General features: G+C 59.5%; 20 protein-coding genes and 1 pseudogene. 11 read left to right on the top strand and 10 right to left on the bottom strand.

The window, feature by feature from the left end:
* Positions 1-15: 15 nt before the first annotated feature.
* The 3 genes from A3C3_RS38255 to A3C3_RS0112570 are packed head-to-tail and all read right to left on the bottom strand — an operon-like array spanning position 16 to position 1,126.
* Complete coding sequence (locus A3C3_RS38255) at positions 16-777, bottom strand: SDR family NAD(P)-dependent oxidoreductase (protein WP_233450627.1); 762 nt, start codon at positions 775-777, stop codon at positions 16-18.
* Positions 774-935 carry a hypothetical protein gene (locus A3C3_RS46955; protein WP_233450626.1) on the bottom strand — a complete coding sequence of 54 codons (162 nt, stop codon included), beginning with the start codon at positions 933-935 and terminating at the stop codon, positions 774-776. Before A3C3_RS46955 ends, A3C3_RS38255 begins: the two co-directional genes overlap by 4 nt.
* Before the next feature lie 8 nt (positions 936-943).
* Positions 944-1,126: a hypothetical protein gene (locus tag A3C3_RS0112570; protein WP_022714960.1), complete on the bottom strand. Its 183-nt coding sequence runs from the start codon at positions 1,124-1,126 to the stop codon at positions 944-946.
* 266 nt (positions 1,127-1,392) lie between these two features.
* Here A3C3_RS0112570 and ku (A3C3_RS0112565) point away from each other — a divergent pair, with 266 nt between their 5' ends.
* Genes ku (A3C3_RS0112565) through A3C3_RS0112555 form a run of 3 tightly spaced genes read left to right on the top strand, consistent with a single transcriptional unit; the run spans position 1,393 to position 3,388 of the window.
* Positions 1,393-2,310 carry a non-homologous end joining protein Ku gene (gene ku / locus A3C3_RS0112565; protein WP_022714959.1) on the top strand — a complete coding sequence of 306 codons (918 nt, stop codon included), beginning with the start codon at positions 1,393-1,395 and terminating at the stop codon, positions 2,308-2,310.
* A 15-nt stretch (positions 2,311-2,325) separates the two neighbouring features.
* Complete coding sequence (gene ku / locus A3C3_RS0112560) at positions 2,326-3,138, top strand: non-homologous end joining protein Ku (RefSeq protein ID WP_022714958.1); 813 nt, start codon at positions 2,326-2,328, stop codon at positions 3,136-3,138.
* Positions 3,139-3,142: 4 nt separating this feature from the next.
* Positions 3,143-3,388 (top strand): hypothetical protein, encoded by a 246-nt coding sequence (locus tag A3C3_RS0112555; RefSeq protein ID WP_022714957.1) that lies wholly within the window; start codon positions 3,143-3,145, stop codon positions 3,386-3,388.
* Between the two features lie 88 nt (positions 3,389-3,476).
* On the opposite strand, the gene A3C3_RS46055 is transcribed toward A3C3_RS0112555, so the two are convergent.
* The gene (locus A3C3_RS46055) at positions 3,477-3,890 is read right to left on the bottom strand and encodes a hypothetical protein (RefSeq protein WP_198019861.1); all 414 of its coding nucleotides are present in this window, start codon (positions 3,888-3,890) and stop codon (positions 3,477-3,479) included.
* Here A3C3_RS46055 and A3C3_RS0112545 point away from each other — a divergent pair.
* Together A3C3_RS0112545 and A3C3_RS0112540 are read left to right on the top strand one after the other, a co-directional pair.
* Positions 3,787-4,428, top strand: coding sequence for a hypothetical protein (locus A3C3_RS0112545; RefSeq protein WP_028739597.1), 642 nt, complete (start codon positions 3,787-3,789; stop codon positions 4,426-4,428). The genes A3C3_RS46055 and A3C3_RS0112545 overlap by 104 nt on opposite strands.
* Positions 4,429-4,569: 141 nt before the next feature.
* Entirely contained in the window at positions 4,570-5,031 is a 462-nt protein-coding gene (locus A3C3_RS0112540) for a hypothetical protein (RefSeq protein ID WP_022714954.1), read from the top strand.
* A gap of 157 nt (positions 5,032-5,188) precedes the next feature.
* On the opposite strand, the pseudogene A3C3_RS46950 reads toward A3C3_RS0112540, so the two are convergent.
* The 6 genes and pseudogenes from A3C3_RS46950 to A3C3_RS0112510 all read right to left on the bottom strand — a co-directional run.
* Positions 5,189-5,443, bottom strand: a pseudogene (locus A3C3_RS46950) (hypothetical protein); the annotation flags it as partial.
* Positions 5,444-5,548: 105 nt separating this feature from the next.
* Positions 5,549-7,315 (bottom strand): adenylate/guanylate cyclase domain-containing protein, encoded by a 1,767-nt coding sequence (locus A3C3_RS0112530; RefSeq protein ID WP_022714952.1) that lies wholly within the window; start codon positions 7,313-7,315, stop codon positions 5,549-5,551.
* Between the two features lie 205 nt (positions 7,316-7,520).
* A complete protein-coding gene (locus A3C3_RS0112525; RefSeq protein WP_022714951.1) occupies positions 7,521-8,003 on the bottom strand; it encodes a DUF302 domain-containing protein in 483 nt (160 codons plus the stop codon).
* 99 nt (positions 8,004-8,102) lie between these two features.
* Positions 8,103-9,317: an MFS transporter gene (locus A3C3_RS0112520; protein ID WP_022714950.1), complete on the bottom strand. Its 1,215-nt coding sequence runs from the start codon at positions 9,315-9,317 to the stop codon at positions 8,103-8,105.
* An 88-nt stretch (positions 9,318-9,405) separates the two neighbouring features.
* Complete coding sequence (locus tag A3C3_RS0112515) at positions 9,406-9,897, bottom strand: cupin domain-containing protein (RefSeq protein WP_022714949.1); 492 nt, start codon at positions 9,895-9,897, stop codon at positions 9,406-9,408.
* A 185-nt stretch (positions 9,898-10,082) separates the two neighbouring features.
* Positions 10,083-10,979, bottom strand: coding sequence for a LysR family transcriptional regulator (locus tag A3C3_RS0112510; protein ID WP_022714948.1), 897 nt, complete (start codon positions 10,977-10,979; stop codon positions 10,083-10,085).
* Between the two features lie 179 nt (positions 10,980-11,158).
* Here A3C3_RS0112510 and A3C3_RS0112505 point away from each other — a divergent pair, with 179 nt between their 5' ends.
* The 6 genes from A3C3_RS0112505 to A3C3_RS0112480 all read left to right on the top strand — a co-directional run bounded on the left by A3C3_RS0112505 (position 11,159) and on the right by A3C3_RS0112480 (position 15,941).
* Positions 11,159-11,989, top strand: a complete 831-nt coding sequence (locus A3C3_RS0112505; RefSeq protein ID WP_022714947.1) for a 3-hydroxybutyrate dehydrogenase — start codon at positions 11,159-11,161, stop codon at positions 11,987-11,989.
* Between the two features lie 35 nt (positions 11,990-12,024).
* Positions 12,025-13,104: a patatin-like phospholipase family protein gene (locus A3C3_RS0112500; RefSeq protein WP_022714946.1), complete on the top strand. Its 1,080-nt coding sequence runs from the start codon at positions 12,025-12,027 to the stop codon at positions 13,102-13,104.
* A gap of 239 nt (positions 13,105-13,343) precedes the next feature.
* The gene (locus A3C3_RS0112495) at positions 13,344-13,613 is read left to right on the top strand and encodes a BufA1 family periplasmic bufferin-type metallophore (RefSeq protein ID WP_022714945.1); all 270 of its coding nucleotides are present in this window, start codon (positions 13,344-13,346) and stop codon (positions 13,611-13,613) included.
* A gap of 41 nt (positions 13,614-13,654) precedes the next feature.
* Positions 13,655-14,680 carry an MNIO family bufferin maturase gene (bufB, locus tag A3C3_RS0112490; RefSeq protein WP_022714944.1) on the top strand — a complete coding sequence of 342 codons (1,026 nt, stop codon included), beginning with the start codon at positions 13,655-13,657 and terminating at the stop codon, positions 14,678-14,680.
* On the top strand, positions 14,670-15,455 hold the full coding sequence (locus A3C3_RS0112485) for an HvfC/BufC family peptide modification chaperone (RefSeq protein WP_022714943.1): 786 nt from the start codon (positions 14,670-14,672) through the stop codon (positions 15,453-15,455). The genes bufB and A3C3_RS0112485 overlap by 11 nt, the downstream gene beginning before the upstream one ends.
* A 12-nt stretch (positions 15,456-15,467) precedes the next feature.
* Positions 15,468-15,941, top strand: coding sequence for a DoxX family protein (locus A3C3_RS0112480; protein ID WP_022714942.1), 474 nt, complete (start codon positions 15,468-15,470; stop codon positions 15,939-15,941).
* Positions 15,942-15,944: the final 3 nt, after the last annotated feature.

The following is a 15,944-nucleotide window of genomic DNA, read 5'->3' as shown; positions in this document are numbered from 1 at the left end:
ATACAACACTGTGCTTCAAGTCATTACAATGTCTAATCCCGTCAACATCGCGCTCATTTGCCACAACCTTTCGGCCCTCTGCGGGTCGATCGCATACGGCCGCACCCCGAAGGGGCTGTTGGTCCGAACGGACGCGATATCGCAGTTCTCGCAGTAGACCCCGCCCGATGAACTCAGCGCCGGGGAAGTTGCGCACCAGACCGACGTCGCCGCCCCTTGCCCCGGGGTTTTCTTATCCATCGTCGGATCGATCACGGGAGTCCCATCCGCTTCGAGCGCGCCGAAAGCGTCGAGCTCGGATCGGGATAGGTGGCGAATACCGGGGGTGACAATCATTCCGGGATGGACAGAAAAGGCACGAACGCCATGCCCACGACCGCGCCTGTCGAGTGATACCGCGAAGAGGGCATTCGCTGTCTTGGATTGGCCGCAAGCCATCCACTTGTCGTAGGGACGGCGCGCGAAATCGATATCCTCGAGATCGACATCGGACATCTGATGGCCCCGGGACGACAGGACGACCACTCTGGATGTCCCGGCGGCGAGCAATGCTGGCCACAGCCGCGCGGTGAGCTCATAGTGTCCAAGGTAATTGATCGAGAAATGGCCCTCCCTGCCACGTTTGTCGCGGAAGAGCGGCTGCGCCATTATCCCTGCGTTGAGAACGAGAATGTCGAGCCGGCCCTGGTGCTCAAGGAAACCTTTCGCAAAGGCTTTAACCGATGCCTGATCCGCAAGGTCGAGAGGCAGAACCTCAATCCCGCCGATCCCGTTCAATGCCGTGCGGGCGGCGACGGGGTCAAGAGCGGAAACATGTACGCTCGCCCCGGCTGCATGCTCTCGAAAACATCGGGAGCCTTGCAGCCCTTCACGACGAAGCGGTCGACAAGCTGTTCGAGCAGAAGGCGGATTTCGCCCGAGATGTCCTCTGCCATGTTCGACCTCAATGCTTCGAGCGATGATCACCCTTGTCGCCCTCGCCGGGCTTCGCATCATGCTTCGCCTTGTGGCGCTTGTCGGCAGACAGGGAGCGGCCAACATCAACGCTCTCCTTGAACTGCCCCTTCTCGTCGCGGCGTACGTAGCGCTTGTCGTTTCCTGTGTCGATCATTTCACGCTTGGTCATGAAATCCTCCATTGGTTGGAAGAGAAAGAACGCGTGGGATTCTAAAAAGATGCGTGAGCAGCGTGAACGTGGATCGGACCACCCGTCGCGGCCGGGAAATTTCCCGCAGAACAGGACCGGAAACCTGCCGCCACAACTCTGAAAGGAAATTGAATCGAACTAGGAAGAATATTCCATAAGTCATTGAAAAATGATTCGCTTTGAGTCGGAACGAATCACCTTCGCACGTCTTTGAGTCGCGACTTAGTGATTCGGAGGATGCGTCCATGGCATCGGGACATCGCGCGCAGTGGAAGGGCTTCTTACGGTTTGGCGAGGTAAGCTGCGGCGTGGCGCTCTACACAGCCGCGAGCACATCCGAGCGCATCACGTTCAATACGATCAATGCGAAGACAGGCAACCGGGTCAACCGCGTGTTCATCGACAGCGAGACCGAAGAGCGCGTGGAGCGCGAGGCACAGACGAAGGGCTTCGAGATCGACAACGGCCAATACATCATTATCGATCCCGAGGAAGTGGCCGCGACCATCCCGGAAAGCAACAAGACGCTCGAAGTGCAGGCGTTCATCCCCTGCAGCGAGATCGACGACATTTTCTTCGACAAGCCGTACTACCTCACACCGGACAAGATGAACGCCGACGCCTTCGTCGCCCTCCGCGAGGCCATGAAGAATTCCAAGGTCTCGGCAATCGCGCGTGCCGTCCTCTTCCGGCGAGTCCGGACGGTGCTCATTCGCCCGCACGGCAAGGGCTTGATCGCCACCACGCTCAACTACGACTACGAAGTCCGGTCCTCGAAAAAGGCTTTCGAGGAGATGCCGAAATTGAGGATCGAAGGCGAGATGCTCGACCTCGCAAAGCACATCATTTCGACGAAGAGAGGCGAGTTCGACCCGGCCACATTTGACGACCGCTACGAAGCCGCCTTGGCCGAGCTCGTGAAGGCGAAGTTGGAAGGCAAGGCGCTCCCGAAGCCGAAGAAGGTCGAGATTTCGAAGCCGAACGATCTGTTGGCCGCCCTTCGCGAGAGCGCCGGGATTCTCAAGGCTGGCGCGGCCGCAGACAACAAACCGAAACGCACTGCCGCCAACGCCAACAAAGGCACTGGTCGGGAGCGCGCCGCGCGCGGAGTGGCCTCGAAGGCCGCCTCGTCCGGAGCTGCTCCGCGTCGCAAGGCAAGCTAACAGGAGACCGTGACTATGGCCCCTCGCTACTATTGGAAAGGGTATCTGAAGCTATCGCTGGTGACGTGCCCCGTTGCGATGACCCCGGCAACTTCGGAATCCGAGAAGGTTCGCTTCCACACGCTGAACAAGGCGACCGGGAACCGAGTGGTTTCGCAGTACGTCGACTCCGTGACCGGCAAGCCAGTCAAGGACGAGAACGAGGCCAAGGGCTACGCGCGCGGCGAGAACGACTATGTCATCCTGACGGATGACGATCTCGACCGGGTCGCACTGGACACGGTGAAGACGATCGACATCGAAAAGTTCGTGCCCGCCGACTCCATCGAATGGACCTATCTCGAGAAGCCCCATTACCTCATGCCTGACGACCCGGTTGGCAACGAGGCGTTCGCCGTCATCCGCGATGCCATGAAGGCGGACAAGGTATTCGGCGTCTCGAAGCTGGTGATGGGCCGCCGCGAACGCGCCGTCATCCTGGAACCGCGCGACGAAGGAATCGTCCTTTGGAGCCTGCGGTTTGGCGACGAGGTGCGGCCAGAGGATTCGTACTTCGAGGATATCGACGAAGAGGCCGACCCCGACCTCGTTCCTCTTGTCCAGAAGCTCATCAAGCAGAAGTCGGCGCACTGGTCGCCGGAGATGGCCAGCGATCCGATCCAGACCAGCCTGCTGAAGCTCATCGAGGAGAAAAGGAAGGCGCTGAAGCCGAAGAAGGCTGCCAAGGGCAAGGCTGCCGAAGCTGCGCCGAAGTCCAATGTCGTCAACATCATGGATGCTCTCCGGAAGAGCGTCGAAGCCGATCTCAGAGGGAAGAAGGTGGGGTGATCTCATGCATCTGACCAACACGAAGGTCGCTCACGAGGACAACGGGTGGCGGATCGATTTCGTCGGAGATGATGGCGACGTCGTCACCGTCCATGTCGCCGATGCCGCCCATAGCGACGAGGAGACCGCGGTCGAGCGTGCAAAGGCAATTATGATCGAGTTGACCGCTTTCGGCACGCGAGGCGCGTATGACGCAGTCAGTAACGGGAATTTCGATGACGATCAGCCACTGCTCAATACCCGGCATTGATACTCGCCTTGACGATGTGGCTCAGGATTCCCCCATGACCCAGCTATCGCAGCCTGCTGTCGCGAGCCCGTCCGAAAACGCCCTCTGGTCATCCCAGTTCAATGTATCCGAGGTCGGAAGAGCCGATTGCACCTGCCAGCTTCTTGGGGTGGCGCAAATACCAGTTCCGGCCTTCAAGAATTTCGAACGTCATCTCGTCGTTGTTGCGGACGACTCTATAGCGACCTGCTTCGACAGGGAGGATCTGAGATGGGCATGAGCAAAGGCTTCGCCTCACGTAGTGGCTGATGCGATGGCGGTGAAGACGAGGAGGTTCGGTCTCCTCCTCGCTCGCCGAACGTGGGAAATTAGCCGGGATTCCGTTGACGCTCGGCGCTTCAGATCCCATCTGCTTCATCATGCCTAAAGCGAAGATAAAAAATAAGGAAAGCGACGATCCCGAACTGATCAGGGAGTGGCCGCTCCCGGTTGCGGTGACTCTCGGATCCGCTGTCCGGATCAAGGGTATCCTTCAGGAAATTCGCTCCCGGCTTCCGACCTCGGTCCGGAAGTCGCTGGACATGCAGTCGGGAGGCCTCATCCTTGTCATGCCGGAAACTGCCAAGACAGTTTTCCGCGCGACCACATCCACCGTTTCGATAGCGCTTGCCGACATGGCGAAACTTCCAGTCATTCCGCGTGAGATCGAGGACATCCTGGCGATCACGGCTTCTGAGCGGAAGCGCTGGCTGGAGGACGGGCGCCTTCCGAGCGCCGGAACACGAACCGTCAGGCTGCAGGGACGAGCGCGACGGATCACCTTCCACGTATTCGATCCGCGGGTCGTCGAAGACCTCCTCGATCGCGGCGCTGTAGACGAATGGCGAGAGGAAGACGCGGCAGCGAAAGCAGAAAACCGAAGGCGCGCCGCATATCAGGCGAAGCTGACACGTTCGCTGAAGAAACAAAAGAAAGCCAAGCAGGTTGAACAGAACGCTGACGACGCTTTGATCGGGTTGTTCGGATGGGACGAATTCGGAAGCGACGGCCTGCTTCGGTAGAAGGATTGGCGGGTTCACATCGACATTCGATCGCTGGAGCTACCTCCCTCAACAAAGAGACCTTGGGTGCACCCACATCGCCGTATAGTGTGATCGAACCGTGCTCGAGAAGCGGCAACCTTGGAAGAGAGTCTTTGAGCAATGATCGGTGCCATCATTGAATCTTGGTGTTTTGAAGACATCGTGAGACTGTCCGGTTACCGCAACGTGGTGTCCACGAACTATCCCCCAACAGCTTTGATCCACGACGGAGCATCTGATGAGAAGGTGACGACCGATGGAGTGGCCGCATATTACATCAGTCAAAGCGGCCTTTCCCTTCAAGATGTGGAACGGGCACAGCAGCTTCTCGAAAGGCTGTATGCATTGGGCGATTGGGCTGCCGGAGAAATCGTTGAACGACACCGCCGGGATCAAGAGAGGCATGACAGCGGATACTATGAGCTCAAACCGAGATTGACTGTACCTCAGATGTTGGTGCGGCGCTTCGTGAAAAAGGATCCCGGATCATCGCTTGTCAGCATTTCTGTCGGCACCAGCATGCCTGTCGCCAGTTTTGGGAGCGATCGTAGACGAACTTTGCCGCGACGGCACTCTTGTTAAAAGCGCTGACAGTGACTCCAACTACACTCTAAGCGCCGCCGAGTCGGCTCGGTATCAGGCATTCCGAGATTAGAGAAATGTGTACCGCGACTTCGGCAGTATCGCTTACCAGTAACAGAAACCGCCCGCCGAGGCGCATAGCCAAGACGCTGGCACTTCAGTGAAAATTCCTGCTCTTCACCTTCAGCGTGTCGATATGCAGATCCCTGACGAAGATGTCCTTCGACTGCGGAACTGGCTTTGACCTTTCTCGTGAATCCGGACTTCCGGGCGATCCATGGGCAAACTCATCCCCACGTCCAGACGGCAGCTTGAAGTCGATATTGCGGTCGGCCAGCCCAGAGAAATCGCCGGACAAATCGAATAGCCGCTGCGCGACAAGATGGACGACATCCCCTTCTCGATCAATGCGGCACCCGCTTCCCATGCCTGCAGACCTAGTTCGTCAGGAAAATCTCGCCGACGTTTCCCGCCACCACCTTATGATCTCCGCGTCCGAAACATGCCTTAACTGCAGTCAGTGTTCAGGCAATCCTGCTTGCCGCAAGCCCTCGGCCATTTGATCTGCCCATTGCGGTATGGCTCGAAACACAGGCCGTGTCAGATAGCGCTGGATCGTAAAGCCCGGCTCGGCTGCCAGCAGCTTTTTCGCCGCCCATCGAGCTGTGTCCTCGTCACCACTCATTGCCGACCAGGCAGTCATCATCCGGTATGGCCACGTCACCTCCGGGTGTTTGTTGACTACCTCCCGGGCGATGGTGACTGCCTCGGAAAGGTTGCCTGCCAACGCCAAGGAGAGAGCCAAGCCCATTCTCATATTGAAGGCGAGTGGATCCGCCGGACTAAGCGTCATCGCCCGCTCGAAACGCTCCCTCGCGCGATCAGGCTGGCCTTTGTAGCTTGCGACCCATCCATACCTCGCCCATGCCCAGGCATTGTTTGGATCGAGCGCCAGTGCTCTTTCGAGATAGGCCGACGCACCCTCCTGATCGCCGCAGTGGCTCAACGCCCCGCCGGTAGCGGTCAAGGCAGTCGGATCATCGTCAATCGAGGCTGCTGCAGCCTCGATGGCGCTTAATGCGCATTCGAGTTCCTTCTCTGGTTCTTCAGTCCAGATGTAGCCGAGGTTCTGGGCGTGGCACCAGGCTAAGAAAGCATGGGCGCGGCCGTACGCAGGATCGATTCCGATGGCGTCCTGAAGGAGCGGGATTGCCCGCTTGATAGCATCCTTGTTGTGACCCCAGAGGTACGGGTAAGCGCGCATGACGAGGTCGTAGGCGCGCAGACTGCTGGGCGGCTTGCGCATCGCGAGCTCGATTTCCGCGCTGCGAATGGCTGGATGGACTGCGCCCGCGACCTGCGCCGCGATCCTGTCCTGGAATTCGAAGATGTCCTGCGTCGCGCCCTCATAGCGCTCGGACCAAAGCTGGGTCCGCATCTCAGCTTCAACAAGTTGCACCGAAATACGCAGCCGGTCCCCTCCCCGTCGGACGGTACCTTCGACCACATAGGTCACGCCAAGTTCCCTGCCGACACTACGCACGTCGACGAAGCGACCCTTGTACGTGAACGCAGACTGGCGCGCGATCACGAAGAAATTTCGAACTCGGGAGAGAGCCGCGGTGATTTCCTCCACGACGCCGTCCACGAAATACTCATCGCTATGGCCGCTGAGGTTGTCGAAGGGCATGACCACGATCGATGGCTGGTCCTTGCCAAAGCGGGCCGAAAACGATCGCACCGACCCTGTCTCATTTCCTTCACCGTTCTCTTCCGGCCAATCCACGCGAAAGACAGAAACTGGCTTGGGGATGTTTTTCAGGACGCGCTCTCCAAGGCTGGTGAGCGTGAACAGCACTTTGCCGTCGAGATGCTCGCGCACCGACCCGGAAATGCATATGCCTGATGGAGCGGCCATCTCCTGCAGGCGCGCCGCGATGTTCACGCCGTCGCCAAGCAGATCATCGCCAGACACGATCACGTCGCCCAGATTGATGCCGATGCGAAATTCCAGGCGGCGATCCTGTGGAAGGTCGTTTGAGTGGCTGGGAAGGCTGCGCTGCATTTCAACCGAGCACCGGACGGCCTGCACAGCACTTGGGAACTCCGCGACAAGGCCGTCACCTGCGCTGCCGAATATACGACCGCCATGCTCGCGCACTAATTCGGCGATCCGACTGTGACACAAGTTAAGTGCACGAACCGTGCTTTCCTCGTCCAACGCCGTAAGGCGGCTGAAGCCAGCAACATCGGCGGAAAGGATGGCTGCAAGCTTTCGATCCACAGCGGTGACCGCTCCTGCGGCGTACAATCGTTGGGTGGATATGCGCGCATTTAATGCCGCGACTTTACCTCTGAACATAGTAAAAATCCACCGCGCGTACACCTGAGCGCTCGGCGAGAAGCTGACCATCGCAAGGAACTTAGGTCGCTACTCTCTTCAACTTTAAACTGGAGCTTGGGCGAGTGCTCACCCAAGCTGGAAGCACTCATTTGCGAACCGATGAGGTTACCGACTCAATCACCTCGGTCGCCATCTTGAGTTCCTTCTTGCGGTTGCCGATGCCGTGGCGACGGGCAATCCAGCCGAAATCGTTATAGGCGACGTTCACCGAACCGTCCTTCATTTGATAGACGAGAACACGGACCGGCCAATCCAGACCGGAGGTCGGGCTCGCTGTGATGAAAGTCGTTCCCAACGCGGGATTCCCGAACAGGATCAGGCGGGACGGTCGGACCTTGTTGCCCGCGGCGTTTCCGAGCTCTGCCTGATCGATGTCGTCGAACAGCGTGATGCCCTTCTCGACGACGTCGGCCTTGATCCTCTTTACGGTCTCGCTGACCGAGTAGCGGCTCTCGAGCGTGACGACGCCGTCACGCTTGCCGGCCTGTGCGACGCTGGCGGAGGTTACACCGAGAGCGGCGGACGTCAGTACGGTGAAAGCGAATAGTGGACCGATAAACCTGGGCATTTCTTCATTCCTTTGTTGGGTTGGACGATACGTCTGGAGTGTCGCTGGTGATGTCCGGGATGGATAATGCCGTTCGATGTGCGTTTCGATGACCTTGGATTATAGCCGAGACGGACCGGGCGTTGAGCCGATGGGGAGAGCGATCACGACGGCGCCAAGCAGCGCCGCAATGAGCACGCCGATACAAGCCGGCCAGCCGACTTGATCGTAGATCTGACCGAGCACGAAGCTGCCCGCGAGACCGCCGGTGTAATAGCATGCGAGGTAGATGCCACTGGCACCTGCCTTGTCGGTGACCGCGCGCCGTCCGATCAGCCCGGTGGCGATTGCCTGGGCGAGAAACGTGCCGACCGCGACGAGCGCGAGTCCTGCCAAGACCAAGGGCAGGCTGACGCTCAGAAGTGCCGCTAGGCCGACAATCGCGAGTCCGAGTGTCGAGATGATCGCGAATTTTGCGCCGATGCGGGTCGCGAGCTTGCCTGCCATTGGTGTGGTCAGTATCGAAGGCAGGAAGACGAGGTAGACGAGACCAAGCGTCATCGGCGAAAGGCCGAGAGCCAGGAGCTGGAAATTCCCATAGGTGAAAGTACCGATGAAGACGAAGAGGATGAGGAAGCCGATCGCGAAAGTGCGGCGCAGTTCGCTGTCAGTGAAATGATAGGTCCAGCGGGGCATGTTGAACGAGCCGTCCTCGCTTGTTTGCATCGTTGCCGACTTCTTCTTCAGCGTTAACCAGACCAGCAGTGCGCCGCCGATGTTGAGTGCTGCGAAAGTGAGAAAGTTGATTTCAAGCCCACCAAGGCCAGCCACCGCAGCGGACAGGATGCGACCGAAAAGATTGCTTGCGACATTGCCGGTCACGTAGGCCGCCAACGCGCCCGTCGCATGGGCCGGTGAGAAGTGCTCTGAGAGATAAGCCATGGTCAGCGTGAAGGCGGCCGACATGCAGAGGCCCTGGACGACGCGGAATACTGCGAAAATCGTCAGGTCGTCGGTGAAGGCGAGAGCCGTCGTCGGGATGGAAAGCAGGGCGAGGCTGATCCAGATTCCGTTGCGGCGATCGATGCTGCGGCCGAAGAAGGCAATGCCAAGCCCGGCGACGGCCATGCCGAAAGTACTGGCATTGACGGCAAAGCCCATGGCAGCGCGGCTGACCTGGAATTTCTCGACAAGTGCGGGCAGGATCGCTTGGGCCGCGAAGAGATCGACCAGTGTCAGAAAGGCGATCAGCGCGATGACGGCAAAGCGCCGGCCATCGGCGGCTGCTCCGAAATTCATGCGCGGCGGATTGAGGACATGCTCGATGCCGGTCATGGCGATCGCTCCAATGGTTGAATGAAGTGGTGCGGCATCTCCGATCTGGCGGGACCGAAGACGCCTGTCAGTGAACCCGGCGAGCAGCTCACATGGATTCGTGCTTTTGCTCTTCCGAGGTCACGATGTCGGCGGAGTAGAGGACGGCCGGCTCGCTGCCATTGTTCTTCCACCAATGCGAAAGCATGCCAAATTCGGCAGTCACGTCGCCGGCCTTGTGCTCGATCGGCACTTTGCAGGTGCTGCGGTATTCGGTGATCGAACCCGAAACGATCAGGATATTCGCTGGGCGGGCGTCATGCGAATGCCACGGCACGACGCCGCCGGGCTGCACGACGAGCTTGCGCATGCGCAGGGCACTATTCTTCCAGGCATCGCCCTTGGAGGCGAGATCGATCGACGAGATGACCTCGTCGGTCACGTCCTTCGGCATCATTTCGCCGGGCTGCATGCCATTTTCGGCGATCTGGTCAGTCGCGCATTCGCCGGCATAGGCATAGCCGATCGGGATGGCGGTGAAGGATGCGAGTGTGAGGACGGTGGCGAGCGTCAGGCGCTTGGGATTGAGTTCGAATTTCATCAGAGTTCTCCTTGTAGGGCCCGACTGAAGGGTTCGCGCCGGGCATGACAGAGAGCATGGAGAAGGTGATGGTGAATGAGAAATGCCGCCTCATTCTCAATTCCATAGCCTGAAGCTATCGTGAAACGCAGGACATGCGGACGCTTCCGCATCGCCAGAATACGGAGCGCAATTTCCTTAGGCTTTCAATGTGAGCGGCTTGGTAGCGTGGCCCAGCCGTAAGATTTGACAGCGCCGACGAAAGTGGAGACGGCGGGGGAGAAGCGGCGGCCAGTTACGGTGACAAGGCAGACTTCGCGAGTTACCTCCGGTTCGGCGACGGGCCGGACTTGCAAGCCAGGCACGACGGCGCTGTATTCTGGAATGAAACAGATACCCAGGCCACCAGCGACAAGATTCTGAATCCAGTCCTCACGTTCGCTCGAATAGGAGACGATGGTGTTCACACCCTGGGCGTCACAGAGATCTGTCAGGTAGTCCCAGTACTCACAATTGACACGGCGAAGATAGATCTCGCCATCAATCGCGGCGATCGGAATGGCATCGTATTGGCTGAGCCGGTGCCCCGCCGGGAAGGCCAGCATGAACCGTTCCCGAAACAGCGGCGTCACATCGAAGCGTTCCGGAAAATTGTCGGCGCTTGACATGATCGCGATATCGAGTTCGCCCTGCTCCAGCAATGCCGACAACTTGGCCGGAATGCCTTCGACGAGCTGGAGCTGGATGCCCTTGTGGCGCATGTTGAAGTCGGTGAGCAGGCCGGTAAAGCGCCGCGGTCCGATTGTGCACATGATGCCGACCTTGAGGTGCGCGTCGTTGAGGCAGAGAAATTTCGATGCCTCGGCTTTGACGCCCAAGAGTTCGTCCTGCACTTGCTGGAAACGCGGACGCAAGAGATTGCCGAGATCGGTGATGTGGGTAAGGTTCCGTTCGCGACGGAAAAGCAGCCCGCCCACTTCGTCCTCGAGCTGCTGAATCGCTCGGCTCAGCGCGGGTTGGGTGACATTGCAGTTCTGCGCCGCGCGCGTGAAATTGCGCGTTTCGCAAACGGCCAGAAAATACCGGATGTGATGGATATCCATATCCGCTCCGCCAATAATTCCAAAGTACGCCAATGCATCTACTTTGGCCCCGCGCGCTATATTCCGCCAATGCCACTGAATTATCAATTCCATTAGCGAGCGGCATTTCTCTTATGACTGCAACCGCGCCATTTTGAACGTAAAGCTACACGTCGTGGCGTCTAAAAATGGAGAATGCGATGCTCAATCTGCTTGCTACCGAAACCGAATCCCTAGCTGGCCGCAAGATGCTGGAGGGCCGCACGGCGATCGTGACGGGCTCGACCAGCGGCATCGGTCTCGGCATTGCCCATGCACTGGCAAGGGCGGGCGCCTCGGTCATGCTCAATGGTTTTGGCAATCCGGCCGAGATCGAGACCCTGCGCGCCGAGATGGCCGAGACCAACGATGTCGATGTCGCCTACGACAGCGCCGACATGTCGAAGCGCGAAGCTATTCAGATGATGGTGGAGCGCGCAAAGGCCCGATTTGGCCAGGTTGATATCATCGTCAACAATGCCGGCATCCAGCACGTTTCTCCCATTGGCGAATTTCCGCCTGAGAAGTGGGATGCAATTATGGCGATCAACTTGTCGGCCGCCTTTCATCTTGTCCAGGCCGCTTTCGATGGCATGTGCGAGCGCGGTTATGGCCGCATCATCAATGTCGCCTCGGCTCACGGCCTTGTCGCCTCGCCATTCAAATCGGCCTATGTGGCTGCCAAGCACGGCTTGGTGGGCTTCACGAAGTCGATTGCGCTGGAAGGTGCCGAGTTCGGCGTGACATCGAATGCGATCTGCCCCGGCTATGTCTGGACACCACTCGTCGAGCAACAGATCGATGCCCAGGCGAAATCGCACAACATCGCCAGAGACGCCGTGATCCGGGACGTGTTTCTGAAGAATCAGCCAACCAAACGCTTCGCCACGGTCGAAGAGATGGGCTCGCTCAGCGTCTTTCTCTGCTGCGATCTCGCGAGTTCCATCACAGGCACGGCCATTCCGGTCGACGGCGGCTGGACGGCACATTGACAATGCCAATCAGGGCAAATCGGAGAGAGACTTCCATGAACAACCACGCAGACGTCACGAAAATGACTGCCGACTGTGCCGCCGTCGCCTCCTACGAACGCGGGCCGCGGATGATCAACCTGGCGCTCCAGGGCGGCGGCGCGCACGGGGCCTTCACCTGGGGCGTTCTCGACCGCCTGCTCGATGAGCCCAACCTGTCCTTCGAAGGCATCGTTGCAACGAGCGCTGGCGCGATGAATGCCGCGGTTCTGGCTTACGGCCTTGCAGAGGGCGGGCGAAGCGGTGCGCAGACGGCGCTTGCCGGCTTCTGGCGGCGTGTCAGCCATGCGGCAGCATCCGGCCCGCTGCAACCGTCGATCTTCGACAGGATCACCGGATCGCGCGCGCTCGAATTTTCGCCCGCCTTCATGATGTTCGACATGGTGACGCGGCTGATGTCGCCCTACCAGTTCAATCCGTTCAACTACAACCCGCTGCGGCAGGTGCTGGAACAGTCGATCGACATGGATGCGATCCGGATGGCGCGCTGTCCGGTCAAGCTGAATGTCTGCGCCACCAATGTGCGGACCGGAAAGGTCAAGGTATTCGGCAATGACGAGCTCTCGATCGAAGCGGTCATGGCATCGGCCTGCCTGCCCTTCCTGTTCCAGGCGGTCGAGATCGACGGGGAGTCCTACTGGGACGGCGGTTACATGGGCAATCCGGCGATCTTCCCCCTGATCTACGGCTGCGACACGCCCGATGTTTTGATCATCCACATCAATCCGATCGAGCGAGCCGAGGTGCCGCGCACGGCTGCCGAAATCCTCAATCGCATCAACGAAATCAGCTTCAATTCGTCGTTGCTGAGGGAAATGCGAGCGGTCGCTTTCGTCACCGACCTCATCGACGCCTCACCGGAAAGGTCCGGCAATCTGAAGCGGATCTTCGTGCACGGCATCGCTGACGACGAGACGATGAAGAACCTCTCCGTGTCGAGCAAACTCAATGCCGACTGGGGTGCACTGGTCGATCTCCGCGACCGCGGCCGTGAGTGCGCCGACATGTGGCTGCTTGCCAATTACAAAGACATCGGCAAGCGCTCCACGGTCGACATCCGCGAGCGCTACCTCTGAATTTCCGAGTAGTTCCCCCGCGTCGCCGGTCCGTCCCGCTAAACTCCTCCCGGCACGTCGTCTCGCCCCCTCCTTCCAGAGGGGGCTTTTTCTTTACGTCTCTGCCAGCGGCACGCACATAGCGCCATTCTATGGAAACCATGCCGCAACAGCATTTCAAACCGCGCCGGGATTACGGGAAAGTAACTGCAGTCAAGCCGGTAGGCGGTTTGATCGAACCTCAACCAGGAGACATTTCCATGAACTCGACTCGCATCCTCATCGGATCCGCCCTTGCCGCCATGACCTCCATGGCTGGCTCCAGTGCCTTCGCTGGTCCTGCCGCACAGCCCGAGTTCTCATTTGAGAAGTGCTACGGCGTCGTCAAGGCCAGCCTCAACGATTGCCAGACAGCTACCCATTCCTGCGCCGGCACCTCGACGGCGGACAACCAGGGCGATGCCTGGATCTACCTGCCGGCCGGGACCTGCGCCAAGATTTCTGGCGGCGCGATCGAACCCAAGACCTGAGGCCTTCTGAGCTTCATCCAGCCAGTATGAAGGAGTGACCAATGTCCAAGATATTTCCTAGTCTTCCAGTACCGGATGCCGCGGGCATTGGTCTGCGCTCCCGGCACATTTCCGAAATGCTCTCCCGCCGGCCCTCGGCGGGGTGGCTGGAAGTCCATGCTGAAAACTACATGGGCAACTCAGCCGCCGTCGACGCGCTCGAGAAGTTGCGCGAGACCTATCCGCTGTCGGTGCACGGCGTCGGTCTTTCGCTGGGCAGCGCTTCGGGCCTTGATCGAGATCATCTGGAGCGGTTGCGGCGAGTGTGCATCCGCTTCCAGCCAGGATTGGTTTCCGAGCATCTGGCCTGGAGCGTCGCCGACGGCGCCTATCTCAACGATCTGTTGCCGCTGCGCTACGACGAGGATGCGCTCGATATCGTCGCCGCCAATGTCGATGAGCTGCAGAACACGCTGCAGCGCCGTGTTTTCATCGAGAACCTCTCCGCCTATATCGCTTTTGCCAATTCCACGATGACGGAGGCGCAGTTCTTAGCCGAGCTCGTCAGGCGCACCGGCTGCGGCTTGCTGCTCGATGTCAACAATGTCTACGTCTCGGCCTGCAATCTCGATTTCGACGCCAAGGCCTTCATCGACGATCTCCCCGCAGACGCCATCGGCGAAATTCATCTCGCCGGACATGCGGTCAACGAAGTCGAGGGCGATATCGTGCTGATCGACGATCACGGCTCCCGCGTCCCGCCGACCGTCTGGTCGCTCTATGCCGAGGTGTTGCGCAAGATCGGCCCGCGCCCGACGCTGATCGAGTGGGACACCGAGGTTCCCGCACTCGACGTGCTGCTCGGCGAAGCCATGTGGGCCGACATGATGGCGGCAACGATCAGCTTCCAGAAGCGCGGCAAGCCACCAATTGCCCAGCAGCCAGACCGGCGGTTCGAGCGGCTCGCACTGCCCTCGACCAGCAACCTTGCGCGCGGTGCCATGCCGGCCATCGCGGCATTGACTACGATCACGCCCTCGGTCTTCGCCACCAACTCGGTCACGAGGAGGGCGCGCCATGTTGTCTGACCTCGAGCTTCAAAATGCTGTCGCCGCGAAGATACTCGACCGTCCCGGGGTGGATCTTGGTTCTTCTCTCGAGATTGGCAACAGCTTCGACCCGATGCGCCGCTTCAACATCTATCGCAACAATACCTTCGCGTCGCTGACGGCCACGCTCGTGTCGGTGTTTCCGGTGACCCTCAGCCTGATCGGGGAACGCTATTTCCGCCATGTCGCGGCGAGCTTCATACGTTTCGGTCCTCCCTCCGAGGCGCGGCTGGTACGCTACGGAAGCGACTTCGCCGATTTCCTCGGCCGGCTCGATGACCTCAAGTCCTTGCCTTTCATCGCCGACACCGCGCGGCTCGAATGGCTGATCGCCGAAGCGCTCGACGCAGCCGTCCTGACACCCGCGACCATGGCAGAACTCCAGCGCGGCGGAGAGGACACGACGCCAGACCTTGTCCTTCAACCGTCACTGCGGTTGGTCTTCTGCCGCTGGCCGGCGCTCGACATTTGGTCCGCGCACCAGGCGAGTGGCGACCTGGAACTGCTCCGCGACATCAAACGTCAGCCTCAACGCATTGCGCTCTGGCGGAACCGCGACAGCGTCCGTTTCCTGCGTGTGAACGGCGCCTACTACACCTTCCTGCGCGCGCTCAAGAACGGGCGCCGATTGGAGCCAGCGGTGATGAAGGCTGCAAACCGCATGCCGGACTTCGACCTCGTTGCCTCGCTCGGCGGTCTGTTCGCCGAGGGACTAATCACCCGCATACGGCACCTGCCGACAAACCTCAACTGAAGGATTGGATCGATGACCATGCTGACCCCGACATCCATGCCCGCGCGAAGCGGTCTCGCCGGCCTCTATTCGCAGGCGCTCCAGTTTGCCTCATCTGTTCCGCTCTCGGCGGTGCAATTCGTGGCGCGACTTGCCGTTGCGATTGTGTTCTGGCAATCGTCACAGAGCAAGCTCGCCTCCTGGCCGGTTACGGTTCAGCTCTTCGCCTTCGAGTATCGAGTGCCGGTGCTCGATCCCGGTATTGCTGCCGTACTCGCGACGGCTGCCGAATTTTCGGGCGCGATTTTGCTCTTCTTTGGGCTCTTCTCCCGTCTCGCGGCGCTGATGCTGCTCGGTGTCGTCGCGACGATCCAGATCTTCGTTTATCCCGGCCATTGGGGTGAACATCTCACTTGGGCGGTTCCGCTACTGCTCATTTTCGCGCGTGGTGCTGGCGTGATCTCGATCGACCATCTCGCCGTCCGCTTCTTCTCGCGGGAGCGCTGAGCC

The sequence above is a fragment of the Rhizobium mongolense USDA 1844 genome, assembly GCF_000419765.1.
GTDB lineage: Bacteria > Pseudomonadota > Alphaproteobacteria > Rhizobiales > Rhizobiaceae > Rhizobium > Rhizobium mongolense.
This window is presented reverse-complemented; position numbering and strand designations above follow the sequence as displayed.

Coding starts and splice junctions, on each gene's coding strand:
- A3C3_RS0112525 (WP_022714951.1), bottom strand. CDS start 8,003: ATGCCCAGGTTTATCGGTCCACTATTCGCTTTCACCGTACTGACGTCC.
- A3C3_RS0112545 (WP_028739597.1), top strand. CDS start 3,787: ATGCCTAAAGCGAAGATAAAAAATAAGGAAAGCGACGATCCCGAACTG.
- A3C3_RS46955 (WP_233450626.1), bottom strand. CDS start 935: ATGGCAGAGGACATCTCGGGCGAAATCCGCCTTCTGCTCGAACAGCTT.
- A3C3_RS0112485 (WP_022714943.1), top strand. CDS start 14,670: ATGTTGTCTGACCTCGAGCTTCAAAATGCTGTCGCCGCGAAGATACTC.
- A3C3_RS0112540 (WP_022714954.1), top strand. CDS start 4,570: ATGATCGGTGCCATCATTGAATCTTGGTGTTTTGAAGACATCGTGAGA.
- A3C3_RS0112555 (WP_022714957.1), top strand. CDS start 3,143: ATGCATCTGACCAACACGAAGGTCGCTCACGAGGACAACGGGTGGCGG.
- bufB (WP_022714944.1), top strand. CDS start 13,655: ATGTCCAAGATATTTCCTAGTCTTCCAGTACCGGATGCCGCGGGCATT.
- A3C3_RS0112510 (WP_022714948.1), bottom strand. CDS start 10,979: ATGGATATCCATCACATCCGGTATTTTCTGGCCGTTTGCGAAACGCGC.
- ku (WP_022714959.1), top strand. CDS start 1,393: ATGGCATCGGGACATCGCGCGCAGTGGAAGGGCTTCTTACGGTTTGGC.
- A3C3_RS0112520 (WP_022714950.1), bottom strand. CDS start 9,317: ATGACCGGCATCGAGCATGTCCTCAATCCGCCGCGCATGAATTTCGGA.
- A3C3_RS0112570 (WP_022714960.1), bottom strand. CDS start 1,126: ATGACCAAGCGTGAAATGATCGACACAGGAAACGACAAGCGCTACGTA.
- ku (WP_022714958.1), top strand. CDS start 2,326: ATGGCCCCTCGCTACTATTGGAAAGGGTATCTGAAGCTATCGCTGGTG.
- A3C3_RS0112500 (WP_022714946.1), top strand. CDS start 12,025: ATGAACAACCACGCAGACGTCACGAAAATGACTGCCGACTGTGCCGCC.
- A3C3_RS0112480 (WP_022714942.1), top strand. CDS start 15,468: ATGACCATGCTGACCCCGACATCCATGCCCGCGCGAAGCGGTCTCGCC.
- A3C3_RS0112495 (WP_022714945.1), top strand. CDS start 13,344: ATGAACTCGACTCGCATCCTCATCGGATCCGCCCTTGCCGCCATGACC.
- A3C3_RS0112505 (WP_022714947.1), top strand. CDS start 11,159: ATGCTCAATCTGCTTGCTACCGAAACCGAATCCCTAGCTGGCCGCAAG.
- A3C3_RS0112515 (WP_022714949.1), bottom strand. CDS start 9,897: ATGAAATTCGAACTCAATCCCAAGCGCCTGACGCTCGCCACCGTCCTC.